This is a genomic window from Phocoenobacter uteri (genome assembly GCF_900454895.1).
GTDB classification, from domain to species: domain Bacteria; phylum Pseudomonadota; class Gammaproteobacteria; order Enterobacterales; family Pasteurellaceae; genus Phocoenobacter; species Phocoenobacter uteri.
The window spans coordinates 1,951,128-1,968,066 of the sequence record NZ_UGTA01000001.1; the positions used below are offsets into that span (position 1 = coordinate 1,951,128).

Here is a 16,939-nt window from a genome sequence, read left to right on the forward strand (position 1 = left end):
AAGTGAAAGACTTAGTAAAGTTTTTAAAATCACAATCTCAAACAAATGATGATTTTGATGTCATTAAAATTGGTTTAGCGTCACCAGATAAGATCCGTTCGTGGTCTTTCGGGGAAGTAAAAAAACCAGAAACAATTAACTATCGCACATTCAAACCAGAGCGTGATGGTCTTTTCTGTGCTCGTATTTTCGGACCAGTAAAAGATTATGAGTGTCTTTGTGGAAAATATAAACGCTTAAAACACCGTGGTGTTATTTGTGAAAAATGTGGTGTTGAGGTTACTCAAACTAAAGTTCGTCGTGACCGTATGGGACACATCGATCTTGCGTGTCCAGTGGCTCACATTTGGTTCTTAAAATCATTACCATCTCGTATCGGTATCATTTTAGATATGCCATTACGTGATATTGAGCGTGTACTTTATTTCGAATCTTATGTGGTTGTAGAACCAGGTATGACGGATCTTGAGAAAGGTCAGTTATTAACTGAAGAAGAGTTTTGGAATGCAGAAGAGCGTTGGGGTGATGAATTTGAAGCGAAAATGGGTGCAGAAGGTATCCAAGATTTACTTCGTGAATTAGATTTAGATCACGAATGTGAAATGTTGCGTGAAGAATTACAAGAAACCAATTCAGAAACCAAACGTAAAAAAATCACAAAACGCTTAAAAGTATTAGAAGCATTTGAACAATCAGGCAATAAACCTGAGTGGATGGTAATGACTGTATTACCTGTATTACCACCAGATTTACGTCCATTAGTACCACTTGATGGTGGTCGTTTTGCGACATCAGATCTGAATGATTTATACCGTCGTGTTATTAACCGTAATAACCGTTTAAAACGTTTATTAGACTTAGTTGCACCAGATATCATCGTACGTAACGAAAAACGTATGTTACAAGAGTCTGTGGACGCATTATTAGATAATGGTCGTCGTGGTCGTGCAATTACCGGTTCAAACCGTCGTCCACTTAAATCATTAGCGGATATGATCAAAGGTAAACAAGGTCGTTTCCGTCAAAACTTATTAGGTAAACGTGTAGACTATTCAGGTCGTTCGGTTATTACCGTAGGTCCATACTTACATTTACACCAATGTGGTTTACCGAAAAAAATGGCGTTGGAATTATTCCGTCCATTTATTTACTCTAAATTAGAAGGTCGTGGCATTGCTTCAACAATCAAAGCGGCGAAGAAAATGGTTGAGCGTGAAGAGCCGATTGTTTGGGATATCTTAGCGGAAGTAATCCGTGAACACCCAATCTTATTAAACCGTGCACCAACACTTCACCGTTTGGGTATCCAAGCGTTTGAACCATTGTTGATTGAAGGTAAAGCGATTCAGTTACACCCACTTGTTTGTGCGGCGTTCAATGCGGACTTCGATGGAGACCAAATGGCGGTTCACGTTCCATTAACACTTGAAGCTCAATTAGAAGCACGTGCGTTAATGATGTCAACCAACAACGTTTTATCTCCTGCAAATGGTGAGCCAATTATCGTACCTTCTCAGGACGTTGTATTAGGTCTTTACTACATGACGCGTGAAAATATCAATGCGTTAGGTGAAGGTATGTATTTCTTAGACCCTCGTGAAGCTGAAAAAGCATATCGTACAGGTCAAGCAGAATTACACGCACGTGTAAAAGTACGTATTACTGAATACCAAAAATCAGAAAGCGGAAATTACGTTGCGACAACTAACTTAGTGGATACTACCGTTGGTCGTGCAATTTTATGGATGATCGCACCAAAAGGTATGCCGTTTGCGTTGTTTAACCAAACATTAGGTAAAAAAGCAATCTCTAAACTAATTAACGAAAGCTATCGTCAATTAGGGTTAAAAGAGAGTGTTATTTTTGCTGACCAAATTATGTATACCGGTTTCGCTTATGCGGCACGTAGTGGTGCATCAGTTGGTATTGATGATATGGTTATTCCTGATGCGAAAGAAGCAATTATTTCAGCAGCAGAAGCAGAAGTTGCGGATATCCAAGAGCAGTTCCAATCAGGTTTAGTAACCGCAGGTGAGCGTTACAATAAAGTAATCGATATCTGGGCAGCAGCCAATGAGCGTGTTGCAAAAGCAATGATGGAAAATCTTTCTACGGAAGAAGTTGAAAATCGCAACGGCGAACTAGAAAGACAAGCATCATTCAACAGTATCTTTATGATGGCGGACTCAGGAGCGCGTGGTTCGGCAGCACAGATTCGTCAGTTGGCAGGTATGCGTGGTTTGATGGCGGCACCAGATGGTTCGATCATCGAAACACCAATTACCGCGAACTTCCGTGAAGGTCTAAACGTACTTCAGTACTTTATCTCAACCCATGGTGCACGTAAAGGTCTTGCGGATACGGCACTTAAAACAGCGAACTCAGGTTACTTAACCCGTCGTTTAGTTGATGTGGCACAAGATTTAGTTATCGTTGAAGATGACTGTCATACTCACGAAGGTATTATGATGACTCCGCTTATTGAAGGTGGTGATGTTAAAGAACCATTGCGTGAGCGTGTGTTAGGTCGTGTAGTTGCAGAAGATGTGTTCAAACCAGGTACAGAAGAAATCTTAATCCCTCGCAATACATTACTTGATGAAAAATGGTGTGATGTGATTGATGTTGAGTCTGTTGATGTAATTAAAGTACGTTCAGTAGTAACTTGTGATACAGACTTCGGTGTGTGTGCGAAATGTTACGGACGTGATCTTGCTCGTGGTCATATCATCAACCAAGGTGAAGCCGTTGGGGTTATCGCAGCACAATCAATCGGTGAACCAGGTACACAGTTAACGATGCGTACGTTCCACATCGGGGGTGCGGCATCAGCGGCAGCGAAAGAATCTAGCGTTCAAGTGAAAACAGCAGGTACATTAAAACTTGCGAATGCGAAATTTGTAACGAACAAAGATGGTAAATTAGTTATCACTTCTCGTACAACAGAATTAACCGTGATTGATGCATTTGGTCGTACTAAAGAGAAATATAAAGTGCCTTACGGTACAATTCTTTCTAAAGGCGATGGTGCAGAAGTTGATGCTGGTGAAGTGATTGCAAACTGGGATCCTCACGCATTGCCAATTATTTCAGAAGTAAGTGGTTTTGTTCAATTCAGCGATGTTATTGATGGTATTACTGTTACTCGTCAAACCGATGAATTAACAGGTTTATCTTCTATTGTGGTTCAAGATATCGGTGAACGTGCTGCAGCAGGTAAAGATTTACGTCCTGCAATCAAACTAGTTGATGCAAAAGGTAATGATGTGTTAATTCCAGGTACAGATGTACCAGCGAATTACTTCTTACCAGGTAAAGCGATTGTAAGTTTAACTGATGGCGTAGAAATTTCTGTCGGTGATGCGATTGCACGTATGCCACAAGAATCTGTGGGAACTAAGGATATTACAGGGGGTCTTCCTCGCGTAGCAGACTTATTCGAAGCACGTAAACCAAAAGAGCCAGCAATCTTAGCAGAAATCTCAGGTATCATTTCATTTGGTAAAGAAACCAAAGGAAAACGTCGCCTAGTGATTACACCAGCGGAAGGTGAAGCTTACGAAGAAATGATTCCAAAATGGCGTCAGCTTAACGTGTTTGAAGGTGAGATGATCCAGCGAGGTGATGTAATCTCTGATGGTCCTGAAATGCCTCACGATATTTTACGTTTACGTGGCGTTCACGCAGTAACGGATTATATCGTAAACGAAGTGCAAGAAGTTTACCGCTTACAAGGGGTAAAAATTAACGATAAGCACATTGAGGTAATTGTTCGTCAGATGTTACGTAAAGCAATTATTACAAATGCTCAAGATTCTGAATTCTTAAATGGGGAACAGGTTGAAGTAGCACGAGTGAAAATTGTGAACCGTAAACGTGAAGCAGAAGGTAAACCATTAGTTCAATATCAACGTGAATTATTAGGTATTACCAAAGCATCACTTGCAACAGAATCATTCATTTCTGCGGCATCGTTCCAAGAAACAACACGTGTGCTTACTGAAGCAGCAGTTGCGGGTAAACGTGATGAATTACGTGGTCTGAAAGAAAACGTAATCGTAGGTCGCTTAATCCCTGCAGGTACAGGTTTTGCATATCATCAAAAACGTGCACAAAAACGTCAAGAAAGTGAAGTTAAATTAGATTTCTCTGCAATGACAGCACAAGCCGATGAGCAACCAGTAGTTGCATTTGCACAGGAGCAAGAAACATCTTCTGCAACTGATGAAGCAGCACAAAGCTTAGCAGCATTATTAAATGCAGGTTTAGATAACTAATTTATAAATTAACTATCTAATATCCAATAAAATCCTCTAACGGTAACGACTGTTAGAGGATTTTTTATATCAACGAAAATAAATTAGATATAATTTTTGCAAAAACATATAAAAATTTAACCGCTTAGGAAATATATTATGCAACTTCCATCACTTCAACAGGGCAAACTTATTCAACGCTACAAACGTTTTCTTGCCGATATTCAACTTCCCAATGGTGAGCAAACTACTATTCATTGCCCAAATACCGGAGCAATGATAGGTTGTGCAACTGTCGGTGATACAGTTTGGTTTTCAACATCGGATAACCCAAAGCGTAAATATGCATACACGTGGGAACTAACCGAAACTCAAACGGGGGATTTAATTTGCGTCAATACCCAAAGAGCCAATCAGCTTGTGCAAGAAGCGTTACAAAATAACTGGATTGCTGAACTGAGCGAATATCAGCAAATTCAAGCCGAAGTAAAATATGGTGATGAAAAAAGTCGCATTGATTTTTTACTTGATGAAAAATGTTTTGTGGAAGTGAAATCAACGACTTTACTAACAGAAAAGGGAATCGGAATGTTCCCAGATACCCAAACCTTGCGTGGACAAAAACATTTACGAGAATTAACCAGCGTTGCAAATCAAGGAAATAGAGCTGTGGTATTGTTTGCCATTTTGCATTCAGGGATCAATTCCTTTCAAGTAGCGGAACAAATCGATCCTAAATATGCCGAGTTATGCAAAACCGCACAATTAAATGGCGTGCAAATGCTTTGCTATAAAGCGACATTCTTACGCCAAGATGGTGTGCCGACAGCGATGGAGTTAGTTGAACCTATTTTATTTGAATAATAAAACTAAACCTCGCATAACTCTTTGTTTTTAAGGTTGTTTTATTTTATGATAAGCACTCTAAAACATTTCAATATCCCACCAAAAATTGGCTAAAAAATGGCTAGACGGATCGGATCGGATCGGATCGGATCGGATAAAATTGTGTCCTGTATAAATTCAAGTGCAAGATTTTTTTGAAAAAATCACGTTAAATGCTGAGAATTTATACATTTTTACTTTAAATTCGAATTTAATAAAAGGACACTTTATGAGTAAATCAACAAAACAAATTAAAATTGAAAATGTTTCTTTGCAAATGGAAATATCTGATTCTAAAAGTCAGATCCAAGAAGAACAGTCCCCTTGTAAATGGCTAGCAATAAATAAAAAAAATATAGATAGTTATTTCGTTTTTCTTACAATGATTGTTGCAACAAATGCCATTTTTTTAAGTAACTTACCTGATAATCTTGTATTATTAAAAGCATCTCTTCACCCTCTCTGTTATATAGCCCTAATTGTTTCTTGTTTTATTCCTATTATCTGCTCATTCTTCTGTTTTGAACAACTTGCTAGATTGAAAGGAGACTTTGATTTCGAAGCAATAAAATTCTGTATATATTATTTAACAATGGGGATTTTCACATTTCTAATCTTAGCTATTTTTGTAGCCTGTACCATATATCAATGTGTTAATGAAACTGAGGTTTCAACTCAATCAATGATACTCATTATAATTAGCTGTATAGTTGTAGAGCTAATACTATGTAAATGGCTATGGAAAGTAATAAAAAATATTCTTAATCAAAAAGGAAATTTAAAATGAAAAAACTTATATATTTAATCGTAATTTTATCTTTTTCTCTTTTTAGTTTTGTAAATAGCACTGAAAAAATCTGCAAGAAAAGGCAATACGGGAGCACAGTCCGTTCTTAAAATACTGATTTCTTCTAATCAAAAACCTGTTGTAGGGCATTATAACATATTTTTTTGTTGTGAAATTCATAGGGGGAATTGCATTCGTCCTATATCCCACAAATCGTAATAAACATTGGGCGTATGCCATACGCCCCGAAAACATTTTATATAATTTACAAAATTAAAAATATTAACTTATTGAATTAAAATGATGTTTTTAAAATTATTATAATCTCTATTTCATCAACACCCATAATTCAGCCAGTAACAACGGCACACTAACCCAAGTCGGTAAGCTTTCAAACTTCCAAAGTGTGCCGAGTAACACCAATCCTACAATAATCCAACGCGTGCGTTTTTCACTGCTTTTGGCTTGTTTTTCTAAGCTTTGATTGATTGCTTGCAAATGTTTGTTAATCTGTTTTTGTTGCTGAAATGCATTAAACATTGCCTCAGGAAATTCCGCAAAATGTTCTCTAAATTGTGGTAAATGTTGCTGAATATCTTTAAATATTGCTTTGACACCGATTTGTTCGTTCAGCCAGTTTTGTAAAAATGGTTTGGCGGTTTGCCATAAATCTAATTCAGGGTAAATTTGTCTGCCTAAGCCTTCAATATAGAGCAAGGTTTTTTGGAGTAAGACTAACTGTGGTTGCACTTCCATATTAAATTCACGAGCGACTTTAAACAGGTTTAACAGCACGTGTCCAAAGGAGATTTCTGATAAAGGTTTGGCAAAAATCGGTTCGCACACTTCTCTAAATGCTTGTTCAAAAGCGTCAATATCGGTATCGGCAGGTGTCCAACCTGATTCCACGTGCATTAAGGCGACACGGCGGTAATCACGGTTGAAGAATGCCACAAAACTTTCTGCGAGATAGCGTTTATCGTGCTGATTAAGTTGTCCGACAATGCCACAATCAATGCCGATATATTGTGGATTTTCAGGGTGATTTGGGTTCACAAAAATATTACCGGGGTGCATATCAGCGTGGAAAAAACTGTCCCTAAACACCTGTGTGAAAAAGACTTGCACGCCACGTTCAGAAAGTAATTTCATATCCGTACCATTCGTTTTCAACTCATCAATATTTGCCACAGGAATGCCATAGATACGTTCCATTACAATCACATTTTTGTGACAAAAATCAGGGTACATTTCTGGAATATATAGTTCTTCGCTCTCGTGAAAATTTGCTCTTAAACGAATAGCATTATCCATCTCACGACGTAAATTCAGCTCGTCTACTAAGGTTTTTTCATACTCTTGCACCACTTCAACGGCTCGTAGTCGCTTACCTTCTGGGGATAATTTAGGGATTAAATTGGCAAGGCGATACATCAATTCAATATCAGATTTGATGATCGGCTCAATCTCAGGGCGAATGACTTTCAGCACCACTTCTTTACCTGCAAGAGGTTGATTTTGATTGAATTTTGCGGTGTGAACCTGAGCAATAGAGGCTGAGGCTAAGGCATTTTCATCAAAATCATCAAACCATTTTTCTAATTTATCCCCTAAGGCAGTTTCAATAATTTGACGTGCTAATTTGCCATCAAACGCCTCAACGCTATCTTGTAATAATGCAAGCTGATCGGCTAATTCAGGCTCAAACAGATCTCGACGCGTTGAGAGCATTTGCCCAAGTTTAATCCAAACAGGTCCTAATTCTTGCAAGGCTAAACGCAATCTTTCCCCAAAAGGTTTATCCACGTGCTGATTTTTAATCCAAAATAGCCCTTTGCGAGCAATCCCTAGCGAATTCGTCAGGCGATGATCAGGAATTGCCTCATCAATGCCGTAGCGTAAAAAGGTTTCAATAATTTGATAAAAACGACGTGAATTTTTAAATTGCATTTTCTGTTCTCAATATGTCTAAAACTTGGCTTGGCTTAATGTTTTGCATTGAATCTGCCTGTAAATAATGCTGATTTTGACCATAAGCCCCAATCAATTTGGGATCCGTTGCCCCATACAGAATAATATTAGGCTTGTTTAAGGCAGCGGTCAAATGGCTTAATCCAGTATCCACTGAAATTACACTTTGGCTGTTCGCAATATGTTGAACGAGTTCTGTTAAAGTCAGTTTTGGCAACACTTTTGCTAAGGGCGATACTGTGGCTAAACGTTCCGCTCGGGCTTTTTCCGTTAAATTTCCCCAAGGTAAATGGACTTCAATTTGCAGAGCTGTAATTTCTTTGATAATTTCAATCCAATAATTTTCATTCCAATGTTTATCGGCTCTGGTCGTGGAATGGATTGCTACAATATAAGGGTTATAAGCGGTCATATTTTGTGAAGAATTTGCAAATTTTGCTAAAAATATGCCCGCTATACCATAATCACCGATTTGTGTTGGAACAGGATAACCTAAACTTTTTGCGAGTAGCTGACGTATCCGATCAACGGCGTGTTGTTGGTAAGGAATAGTAAATTTTTCATCATAAAACAGACTGCTTAATCCTTCTCTAGCACTTTGGCTGTCATAACCATATTTTGTGCCTTTGGCTAACTTTGTGACTAAACAAGCACTTTTAATCAGCCCTTGAGCATCAATCACAGCATCATATTGTGTGCTTTGTAATTGCTTTTTATAAGCCTGCCATTCCTGCCACGTTTGTCGCTGAAACAGATTTTTACGCCAGTGACGAATTTTGATAGGGATAACTTGATTAACGGCACTGTGCCATTTGGGAATTTCTGCAAAAGCCTGTTCAACGACCCAATCCACCTGTAAATCAGGAATAGCATTTTGTGCATCGGTTAAAGCGGGCAAGGTGTGGATCACATCGCCCATTGATGAGGTTTTTACAAGACAGATTTTCATTCTGTTAATAATTTATCTAATTCACTCAATACTGTTTCAGGCTGAATATCAATCAAACTTTGATGATAACCTTGCTCAGCGTCGCCTTTGCGGACTTTAATCAAGCCCCCTTCAATTAAGCGAATAATCTTCACTTTTTCAGAAAGTGGCGGGGTGTATTGTGGGCTTGTTGGACCATAAAGTGCCACAAGTGGTTTACCCAAAGCCGCCGCAATGTGCATTAAGCCGGAATCATTACTCACAACAGCACGACAAGTTGAAATCAGATCAACGGCTTGGTTTAAGTTAGTCTGTCCTGCAAGGTTAATGCAGTAACGTTGCTGTTCTTCTGATAATGCAGTACGAATTTCTTCACCAACTGTATTATCTTTAGCTGAACCAAAAATGGTGATCGAGTAGCCTCTTTCAATCAAAAGTTGAGCTAATTTTGCATAATGATAATGTGGCCAACGTTTTGCAGGACCAAATTCAGCCCCAGGGCAAAATCCGATGGTTTCTCGATTTTCTGCATAAGCAAATTGCTTTTCAAACTGTGTGAGTGTTTGCTCAACTTGTTGTTTTTCAACACTTAAATATGGATAATCAATCTTGATTTTCTCAGCGTTTGGAATTCGCCCTTTTTCATAGGCAAGTGCCACATAGCGTTGTACCATCATCGGATAATCATTTTTATTATTGCGTAAATCATTTAATAATCCATAACGCATTTCGCCTTTCCAACCACGTCTCACGGGGATTTTTGCAAAGAAAGGAATAAATGCTGATTTCAATGAATTAGGTAACACAATTGCCATATCATATTGATTTTGCAAATCTTTTCCTAAATCATACCGCTTGCGTAACTCAAACGCACCGTGTCCCAGTGGCATTGTGATAGCTTTGCGAATTTCAGGCATACGAGATAATAAAGGACGACACCAGTCAGGTGCCATTACGTCAATTTGACAATTTGGATAGTTTTTTTTGAGTTGTTGGTAAAGAGAGTGGGACATCATCATATCGCCCACCCAAGAAGGTCCAATAATTAAAATATTCATTCTGTTCTCTTATAAAAAGAAAGAGTGAGTAAAAACTCACTCTTTTGATTTTAAATTATTTTTTATAAATATATGTGCCATTTGATTGACGAATGAAACGTCCACCCTTAACACTCATTGAGGTTACTCGATTGTGATTATCTAAGTGTAAAACTACTTTATCTCCCTGATTTAAGTGTCTAAATACACGGCTTGCACCTTTGGCTTTAGTCATTGCATTCACATCAGAGATTCTTAAATGATGGTTACGGAATAACTGCATTAAAGAAACCCCATCTTTCATTACTAAAACTTTTGTTTTTGTATCAGATTTTGGCTGAGGTTTAACTTTTGATGCAGGTTTTTCAATTTTATGTGCTTTTTTAACCTCTTCAACTTTTTGTTTTACTGGTTTAGCTACTTGCTCAGTCACTATAACGTTATCTGTTGCCTTAGTTTTGGCTACAAGGTTTGTATCTGGTACTGCTGCAATATCAGGTGTTGCTGGAGCATTATCTGCTTTTTCAACAACGTCAGTTGTTGGCTGCTCTGTTGCATTCAGAATGGCATTTGCTCTTTGCTCTTCTGTTTTTTGTAGCTCTTCTTTAGATTCAGCTTCTTTTTGTGCAAGTAAGGCTTTTTTGGCTTCTTCGGCACGTTTTGCTTCTTCTGCGTCTATTGGTCTAAATTCAATAGGTAAATCATTTTCTTGGTTATTTTTCAATTCTTCTACGATTTTAGGTGTACTTGGTTTCAATGCCCAAAATGCAATAAAAAGTAATAAAAGAATCAGTAAAACAAGTAATAATCGTTTATATTTTGCAAAGAAATTTTCTTTTACGACCGTTTTTTCTTTTGGCGTTGATGTAACAGGAATAACACGCTCAGGTGCAATATGACTGATAAATGGTTGTGATTCCTCAACAGTTTCTTCTGTTTTTTCTGATACGATATTATCTGGAATGACGTTTGTTGATGGTTCTTGCTCTTCAACTTCAGTAGGTTTTTCTATTGACATATCTTTATTTTCTGTAAATTTAGGACCTTTGTAAGCAAAGTCTGGTTTTGGGTAGGTAAGGTTTAATTTAGATTTTTTCTTCGGTGTGTTTTCTAAATTTGATTCATTCTGAAGGTTATTCTCAGACATAATATTATCCTGTATTGAGCTATAAATAGATTGCCATAGTTTAATTGATTTTTTAGTAATCATCACCTAGTTTTATTTCATCTTGGTTATTTTTTATAAAAATATATTTTTTTCGATCAAGATCGACAAAATAATGGTGAGTTATTGCTGTGAAAAATAAATTCTCCTAATCTAGTCACTCCATTTACATTCAAGGAGCGTTACATGAAAATTTTAAAAAATTTGGGAATTAGTGTTTTATTAGGTGTCTTAGCCACCTCAGTTGTGGCAAAGGAAAATGTTAAGAGCGTGCCAAAAGAAGTACAAAAAACAGAGGTTACAGAGCAACAACAAGTGGCTTTGCAGGATTTAAATAGTGTGAATATCAATACTGCGACAGCAGCTGAATTAAAGGATAAATTAGTGGGCATTGGAACCAAAAAAGCACAGGCTATTGTGGAGTATCGAGAGAACAATGGGACATTTTTAAGTGTGGAACAAATTACAGAAGTTTCTGGGATTGGCAAAGCCACATTAGAAAAAAATAGAGAACGTATTTTGGTGAACTAAAATAAGTGAATAAATCTTAGGAGTTTAAAACAGGCCTTTCTCTTGTAAAGAATATTACAAAGAGAAAGGTGTTTATTATGAAAAAAACGAAAAACCACCGATAATTTCTTATCAGTGGTTTAGAATAAGTGGCGGAGGAAGTGAGATTCGAACTCACGGAGGATTTAAACCCTCGCCGGTTTTCAAGACCGGTGCCTTCAACCGCTCGACCATTCCTCCGTTGAAAACGAGGTGAATAATATAGATATTGTAAGAATTGGTCAAGTAGAAAAATAAAAAAAATGTTTGTTTGATTTGTTTTTCATCAAAAATAAGGGTTTAGAGTAAAAATTAACTATTTTTTGATAAAAAATGGCATAAGTATCGGTATTAAGCCACATCAAATTTATAAAAAAATAAAATATTTATTAAGCATTTTTATCTTTTTTATTGTTTTGAGTCTTATTTATAGATTATGCGTTATTTTTTATATAATGATGATTATATAGATGTGGAAAATGTGTGCTAATTTATTCAATTTCAGGTATGATCTTGCTCACTATCGGCTGTATTAGATGCTGAATAGAATCAGATAAATTTCACAAGTGATTTTTATATAGTAAGCGGTCATATTTTTATAAGATTTTGCAAAAATTTATAAAAATGATCGTTAGGTAATCAACTAACATAGGACTTTAATTTTGGATACCGTATCCTTGAGTACGCTTTTTATTACTCTTGTCTTTCTTCTTTTTCTTTCTGCCTTTTTTTCAAGCTCTGAAACGGCGCTAATGTCGCTAAATCGCTATAAAATGCGAAGCCTTGTTGAGAAAGGTCACCGTGGGGCAATACAAACAGAAAAATTATTGGCGAAAACTGATATTTTGCTAAGTTTAATTTTAATCTGTAATAACCTTGTTAATATTGTTGCATCAGCTATTGCAACAATGATTGGGATGCGTCTTTCTGGGGATGCTGGGGTGGCGATTGCAACAGGTTTACTTACTTTGGTTATGCTGGTGTTTGCGGAAATTTTACCGAAAACCATCGCGGCAATTTATCCAGAAAGGGTAGGTTTTACAGCAAGTTATATTTTAACACCTTTAAAAAAATTACTTACCCCATTGATTTTTATAATGAATATAATCATCAGTACATTATTAAAATTATTGCGTATTAAATCCCATGATAAGAGCGGATTAAGTGCGGAAGAATTACGTAGTGTGGTGTTAGAAGCTGGTAAGTTTATTCCAACAGAACACCAAGATATGCTGGTTTCTATCTTGGATTTAGAAAAAGCAACAGTTGATGATGTTATGGTACCTCGTAATGATATTGATGGAATCAATATTGATGATGATTGGAAGTCTATAATGCGTCAATTAAAAGGGGCAGCACACGGACGAATTGTTATCTATAAAGAAAGCATTGATACGAATGTATTAGGAATGTTACGTGTTCGAGAAGTTTTCCGTTTTATGCTTGAAAAGAACGAATTTAGTAAAGAGATTTTAGTTCGAGCATTGGATAATATCTATTTTATTCCAGAAGGTACGCCACTAACTTCACAGCTGATCAATTTTAAAGAGAATAAAGAGCGAGTGGGTTTAGTTGTGGATGAGTATGGTGATATTAAAGGTTTAATTACTCTTGAAGATATTTTAGAGGAAATTATTGGTGAGTTTACTACATCAACCTCGCCAACCCTTGAACAAGAGATTCAAAAGCAGTCTGATGGTTCGATTATTATTGAAGGCTCTGCAAATTTAAGAGACTTGAATAAAATGTTTAAATGGAACTTGCCTGCTGAGGAAATTCGTACTTTTAATGGCTTAATTATGGAATATTTGGAAAAAATTCCAGATGAAGATACGCAATTTACTTTTTATAATTTAAAAGTGACGGTATTGGAAGTGGCAGATAATATGGTTAAGCAAGCGAAAGTAGAAATGTTATCTTAATCATCTTGGTAAAAAAAAGAGTGAAATCTATTTAATATTTCACTCTTTTTTATTGCTCTTTTTTCTATTTAGCGTATTTTTTCTCTAATTCAGCTTTTTTCTTTTTAAGCTCTTTTCCTCTATTAACGAGAGCTTGGCTTTGTTTCAACACATCTTCTTGTTGAAGTTTTTTAGCTGACAGAGCTAATATCATTGTATCTTTTAACACGGAAACAGAATCATCTCGCATTGCTTTGATTTCAGGCGTTTCCAGTGTTAATGCAGAATATTGCTTAATTGTTTCTTGCATAATTGGAAGCACTTTTTCTGACTCTGTATTGTTTAATATTGCTGTTTCAAAATAGCTATCAATTTTTTGTAACTGAGCAAGATCTGATTTGATTTCGTTGCTGTTATCACAAGCTACAATAAAAAAAGTGGTGATTGCCACAAGGCAAAGTTTGAGTAAATTTTTCATTTAAAATTCCTTAGTATTATAAAATTGAATGTTATTTATGTTTCTGAAATTGATAAACCAATCGCTTGTTTTATCAGGCTATTTTTCACAATAGGAAGTTGATTTGTAAGGCTTAGCCCCATACCTCTGAGCAATTTTTTCATTGGATTGTTGCCTGAAAATAACTCTTTTAAGACACCCATTGCCCCCAAAAGTTTCACTGCCTCGACTTTCCGGATTCTTTCATATTCTCGTAAATGACGGTATTCGCCAATATCCATCCCTTGTTCGAGATTTGCTTGAATTTGTTTTGCCATTTCTATGGCATCAGCAAAACCAAGATTAACCCCAAGCCCTGCTAACGGATGGATTGTATGAGCAGCATCGCCGATTAACGCCACTCTATTTTTGGCAAAATCACGGCAATAGCGTGCAGTAAGCGGGTAAATTCCACGAGGATTTTGCAAATCGGTAGCAAGTTCACATAATCCTAATTTATTATCAAAGGCAATAGTTAATGCCTTATTAAATTCGCTTTCATCGCAGTTTACTAATTGATTGGCTTTTTCTGGTGGTAAAGACCAAACAATAGAGCAGTGATGTTCATCATTAAAAGGAAGAAAAGCGAGAATACTTTCAGGCGAGAAAATTTGCCATGCTGTTTGTTGATGAGATTCTTGGGTTTTAACATTACAAACTAATGCAGTATGTTGATACTCCCTTGAAACTAAAGGCATATTCATTTGCGTGCGAACCCAAGAATTTGCACCGTCCGCACCTATAATCAATTTTGATGAAATTGTTTCACCGTTGTCTAGGGTTAAAAACGCACTAGACTCATTGATTGCAAGGTTTTTTGGGGTTGCCAAAATAATGTCTACATTATCTTGTGTGCTGACTTGTTGCCATAATGCTTGCTGAATATGTTGATTTTCAATAATAAAACCTAACTGCTCTAAACCTAATGATTTAATTTCAGCTGAATTATTATCAAATTCAATTTTAGCAAAACTGTCTTTTTCCCAAACGTGCATTTTAGAGTAAGGGGAGCGTTTATTCTCTGGAATATTTTGCCATGCTCCAACGTTTTCTAACATTTTTTGACTTGTAAAATTGATTGCACTGACTCGATTTGTCAGTAAATTTGGCTCAAAAAATGGCAATGCACGTTCAATAATGGTAATTTTACAGCGAGCTTCTTTTAACAATGCGGCTAATGCAAGCCCTACCATTCCACCACCAATGATGGTTATATCACTACTTTTCATCAATTTATTCCTCTAACAGAAACTATGCGTAGTTTACCAATCAATTCTTAAAATCGGAATAAATTTAGATCAATTATTTTGTGATTTATGTATATTGAATGGGATCGCCAACGTGTAATGTTCCCAGTTTTGATGCATATCCAGAGATGCCAAAAACAGGTTTTTTCTTAAAAGTACGATGTTGTTGTAAATAATGGTCAATTGCTTTTTCTTTTGCTAAGGTTTGCGGATTGATGCTTGGAATGGTACAGCGTTCACAACGTTTTTTAATGATGAGTTCGGTGTGTTCTGTTTGTATTTTTTGCCAGTTATCTTCAATAAAAGGCGGAAATGCGTCTTCTGAAATACGGCTTCCAATCACAATATTGGGACGGAAACGTTGCACATCAATATGATAATCGGCTAAGTGTTGCTGACAATGATGTAATGAAAATTCTGTTACTAAATGCACCGCTTGGCTATCTTGGAATAAGATATTTTTAGCTGAATTGAGAGTATCCATTGGGCGAATTGCTAATAAACGGACATTACGCCCAATAATCTCACTGAGAAATTGAGCTACTGTATCGCCCTGATCAAACGCTTTTAATTCACGTTTCCAAACTTTTGAGTTAACCGTGTTAACATATTGTTTTTCAAAGGTAATGGCTCGCTGGTTAAAGATAATAGACACATTGTTTTCATCAGGTAATACCACTTTAATATGTGATAAAATTTTATCGCTACGCTGTGTGACAAACATCCCTGTTTTTTCATCAACAATCATCATTTCTCGGTCGTGTTTGAAACCACTCGCAAGTAAATCCACCGATGAAACAGCTATTCCCTGACAGGATTTGATAGGGTATATCCATAACTGCGTAATAACCATTAACTACTCCTTAGCATAATGTCTTAAAATTTATAGCCTCTATGCAACGCCACAATGCCCGCACTTAAATTATAATAATTTACACTTTCGAACCCAGCTTGTTCCATCATTGCTTTTAGCTCGTCTTGCTTTGGATGCATTCGGATTGATTCCGCTAAGTAACGATAACTGTCGCCATCGTTAACAACCGCTTCACCAATTTTTGGTAAAATATTAAAAGAGTAAAAATTATAAGCTTGGCTGATAGGATCAATAATCGGTTTAGAAAACTCTAATACTAATAAACGTCCACCTGGTTTTAGGACACGGAACATTGAACGCAATGCTTTATCTTTATCGGTCACATTGCGTAGCCCAAAACTGATAATCACACAATCAAAAGTATTGTCAGCAAAAGGTAACATTTCTGCATTCGCTTGCACATAACTCACGTTACCTACCACGCCTAGATTACGCAATTTCTCACGTCCAACCTCCAGCATAGAACTGTTAATATCCGCAAGCACGACTTCGCCCGTTGACCCCACAATACGAGAAAATTTAGCGGTAAAATCGCCTGTTCCACCTGCAAGATCCAAGACTTTATGCCCTTTTCGTACGCCACTGCAATCTATTGTAAAACGCTTCCAAATACGATGGATACCAAAAGAGAGCAGATCATTCATTAAATCATATTTACCCGCTACATTGTGAAAAACTTGGGCAACAAGTTGTTGTTTTTCTTCTTTGGCAACGGTTTTAAAACCAAAATGGGTTGTGTCAGTTTGTTGTGATAAGGATTGATTTTTCATAGTGTTTTTTTAGATAAGAAAATAAGGCTAACCATAACAAAAAAGCGGTCAAATTTCCTTAAAAATTTGCAAA

General features: G+C 36.7%; 13 protein-coding genes and 1 tRNA gene. 5 read left to right on the plus strand and 9 right to left on the minus strand.

The genetic code is table 11. The features are described 5' to 3' along the window. Positions 1 to 2 precede the first annotated feature (2 nt). From rpoC to DYE60_RS08965, 3 genes are all read left to right on the plus strand, one after another. The gene (gene rpoC, locus DYE60_RS08955) at positions 3 to 4,277 is read left to right on the plus strand and encodes a DNA-directed RNA polymerase subunit beta' (RefSeq protein WP_115316253.1); all 4,275 of its coding nucleotides are present in this window, start codon (positions 3 to 5) and stop codon (positions 4,275 to 4,277) included. 138 nt (positions 4,278 to 4,415) lie between these two features. Continuing rightward, positions 4,416 to 5,120, plus strand: coding sequence for a DNA/RNA nuclease SfsA (gene sfsA, locus DYE60_RS08960; RefSeq protein ID WP_115316254.1), 705 nt, complete (start codon positions 4,416 to 4,418; stop codon positions 5,118 to 5,120). A 250-nt stretch (positions 5,121 to 5,370) separates the two neighbouring features. Beyond that, the gene (locus tag DYE60_RS08965; RefSeq protein ID WP_115316255.1) at positions 5,371 to 5,928 is read left to right on the plus strand and encodes a hypothetical protein; all 558 of its coding nucleotides are present in this window, start codon (positions 5,371 to 5,373) and stop codon (positions 5,926 to 5,928) included. 327 nt (positions 5,929 to 6,255) lie between these two features. Here DYE60_RS08965 and ubiB read toward each other — a convergent pair whose 3' ends face one another. Genes ubiB through DYE60_RS08985 form a run of 4 tightly spaced genes read right to left on the minus strand, consistent with a single transcriptional unit; the run spans position 6,256 to position 11,011 of the window. After that, positions 6,256 to 7,878: a ubiquinone biosynthesis regulatory protein kinase UbiB gene (gene ubiB, locus DYE60_RS08970; protein ID WP_115316256.1), complete on the minus strand. Its 1,623-nt coding sequence runs from the start codon at positions 7,876 to 7,878 to the stop codon at positions 6,256 to 6,258. Beyond that, the gene (gene rfaC, locus DYE60_RS08975; RefSeq protein ID WP_115316257.1) at positions 7,868 to 8,848 is read right to left on the minus strand and encodes a lipopolysaccharide heptosyltransferase RfaC; all 981 of its coding nucleotides are present in this window, start codon (positions 8,846 to 8,848) and stop codon (positions 7,868 to 7,870) included. The genes ubiB and rfaC overlap by 11 nt, the downstream gene beginning before the upstream one ends. After that, complete coding sequence (gene waaF / locus DYE60_RS08980) at positions 8,845 to 9,885, minus strand: lipopolysaccharide heptosyltransferase II (RefSeq protein WP_115316258.1); 1,041 nt, start codon at positions 9,883 to 9,885, stop codon at positions 8,845 to 8,847. The genes rfaC and waaF overlap by 4 nt, the downstream gene beginning before the upstream one ends. Before the next feature lie 55 nt (positions 9,886 to 9,940). Then, complete coding sequence (locus DYE60_RS08985) at positions 9,941 to 11,011, minus strand: LysM-like peptidoglycan-binding domain-containing protein (protein ID WP_172460397.1); 1,071 nt, start codon at positions 11,009 to 11,011, stop codon at positions 9,941 to 9,943. 204 nt (positions 11,012 to 11,215) lie between these two features. On the opposite strand from DYE60_RS08985, the gene DYE60_RS08990 reads away from it, so the two are divergent. Beyond that, complete coding sequence (locus DYE60_RS08990) at positions 11,216 to 11,560, plus strand: ComEA family DNA-binding protein (RefSeq protein ID WP_115316260.1); 345 nt, start codon at positions 11,216 to 11,218, stop codon at positions 11,558 to 11,560. Positions 11,561 to 11,689: 129 nt separating this feature from the next. Here DYE60_RS08990 and DYE60_RS08995 read toward each other — a convergent pair. Next, positions 11,690 to 11,779: transfer RNA gene (locus DYE60_RS08995), tRNA-Ser, on the minus strand. 461 nt (positions 11,780 to 12,240) lie between these two features. Here DYE60_RS08995 and DYE60_RS09000 point away from each other — a divergent pair. Next, entirely contained in the window at positions 12,241 to 13,500 is a 1,260-nt protein-coding gene (locus DYE60_RS09000; protein ID WP_115316261.1) for an HlyC/CorC family transporter, read from the plus strand. Positions 13,501 to 13,564: 64 nt separating this feature from the next. Here DYE60_RS09000 and DYE60_RS09005 read toward each other — a convergent pair whose 3' ends face one another. The 4 genes from DYE60_RS09005 to ubiE all read right to left on the minus strand — a co-directional run bounded on the left by DYE60_RS09005 (position 13,565) and on the right by ubiE (position 16,866). Beyond that, positions 13,565 to 13,957: a hypothetical protein gene (locus DYE60_RS09005; protein WP_115316262.1), complete on the minus strand. Its 393-nt coding sequence runs from the start codon at positions 13,955 to 13,957 to the stop codon at positions 13,565 to 13,567. A 35-nt stretch (positions 13,958 to 13,992) separates the two neighbouring features. Next, positions 13,993 to 15,204, minus strand: coding sequence for an FAD-dependent monooxygenase (locus DYE60_RS09010; RefSeq protein ID WP_115316263.1), 1,212 nt, complete (start codon positions 15,202 to 15,204; stop codon positions 13,993 to 13,995). Positions 15,205 to 15,289: 85 nt separating this feature from the next. Then, complete coding sequence (locus DYE60_RS09015; RefSeq protein WP_115316264.1) at positions 15,290 to 16,075, minus strand: MOSC domain-containing protein; 786 nt, start codon at positions 16,073 to 16,075, stop codon at positions 15,290 to 15,292. 23 nt (positions 16,076 to 16,098) lie between these two features. Next, positions 16,099 to 16,866 carry a bifunctional demethylmenaquinone methyltransferase/2-methoxy-6-polyprenyl-1,4-benzoquinol methylase UbiE gene (gene ubiE, locus DYE60_RS09020; protein ID WP_115316265.1) on the minus strand — a complete coding sequence of 256 codons (768 nt, stop codon included), beginning with the start codon at positions 16,864 to 16,866 and terminating at the stop codon, positions 16,099 to 16,101. Positions 16,867 to 16,939: the final 73 nt, after the last annotated feature.

Bases quoted from the DNA above. Each gene is read 5' to 3' on its own strand.
- sfsA (WP_115316254.1), top strand. From the start codon at position 4,416: ATGCAACTTCCATCACTTCAACAGGGCAAACTTATTCAACGCTACAAA.
- DYE60_RS08965 (WP_115316255.1), top strand. From the start codon at position 5,371: ATGAGTAAATCAACAAAACAAATTAAAATTGAAAATGTTTCTTTGCAA.
- ubiB (WP_115316256.1), bottom strand. From the start codon at position 7,878: ATGCAATTTAAAAATTCACGTCGTTTTTATCAAATTATTGAAACCTTT.
- rfaC (WP_115316257.1), bottom strand. From the start codon at position 8,848: ATGAAAATCTGTCTTGTAAAAACCTCATCAATGGGCGATGTGATCCAC.
- waaF (WP_115316258.1), bottom strand. From the start codon at position 9,885: ATGAATATTTTAATTATTGGACCTTCTTGGGTGGGCGATATGATGATG.
- DYE60_RS08985 (WP_172460397.1), bottom strand. From the start codon at position 11,011: ATGTCTGAGAATAACCTTCAGAATGAATCAAATTTAGAAAACACACCG.
- DYE60_RS08990 (WP_115316260.1), top strand. From the start codon at position 11,216: ATGAAAATTTTAAAAAATTTGGGAATTAGTGTTTTATTAGGTGTCTTA.
- DYE60_RS09005 (WP_115316262.1), bottom strand. From the start codon at position 13,957: ATGAAAAATTTACTCAAACTTTGCCTTGTGGCAATCACCACTTTTTTT.
- DYE60_RS09010 (WP_115316263.1), bottom strand. From the start codon at position 15,204: ATGAAAAGTAGTGATATAACCATCATTGGTGGTGGAATGGTAGGGCTT.
- DYE60_RS09015 (WP_115316264.1), bottom strand. From the start codon at position 16,075: ATGGTTATTACGCAGTTATGGATATACCCTATCAAATCCTGTCAGGGA.
- ubiE (WP_115316265.1), bottom strand. From the start codon at position 16,866: ATGAAAAATCAATCCTTATCACAACAAACTGACACAACCCATTTTGGT.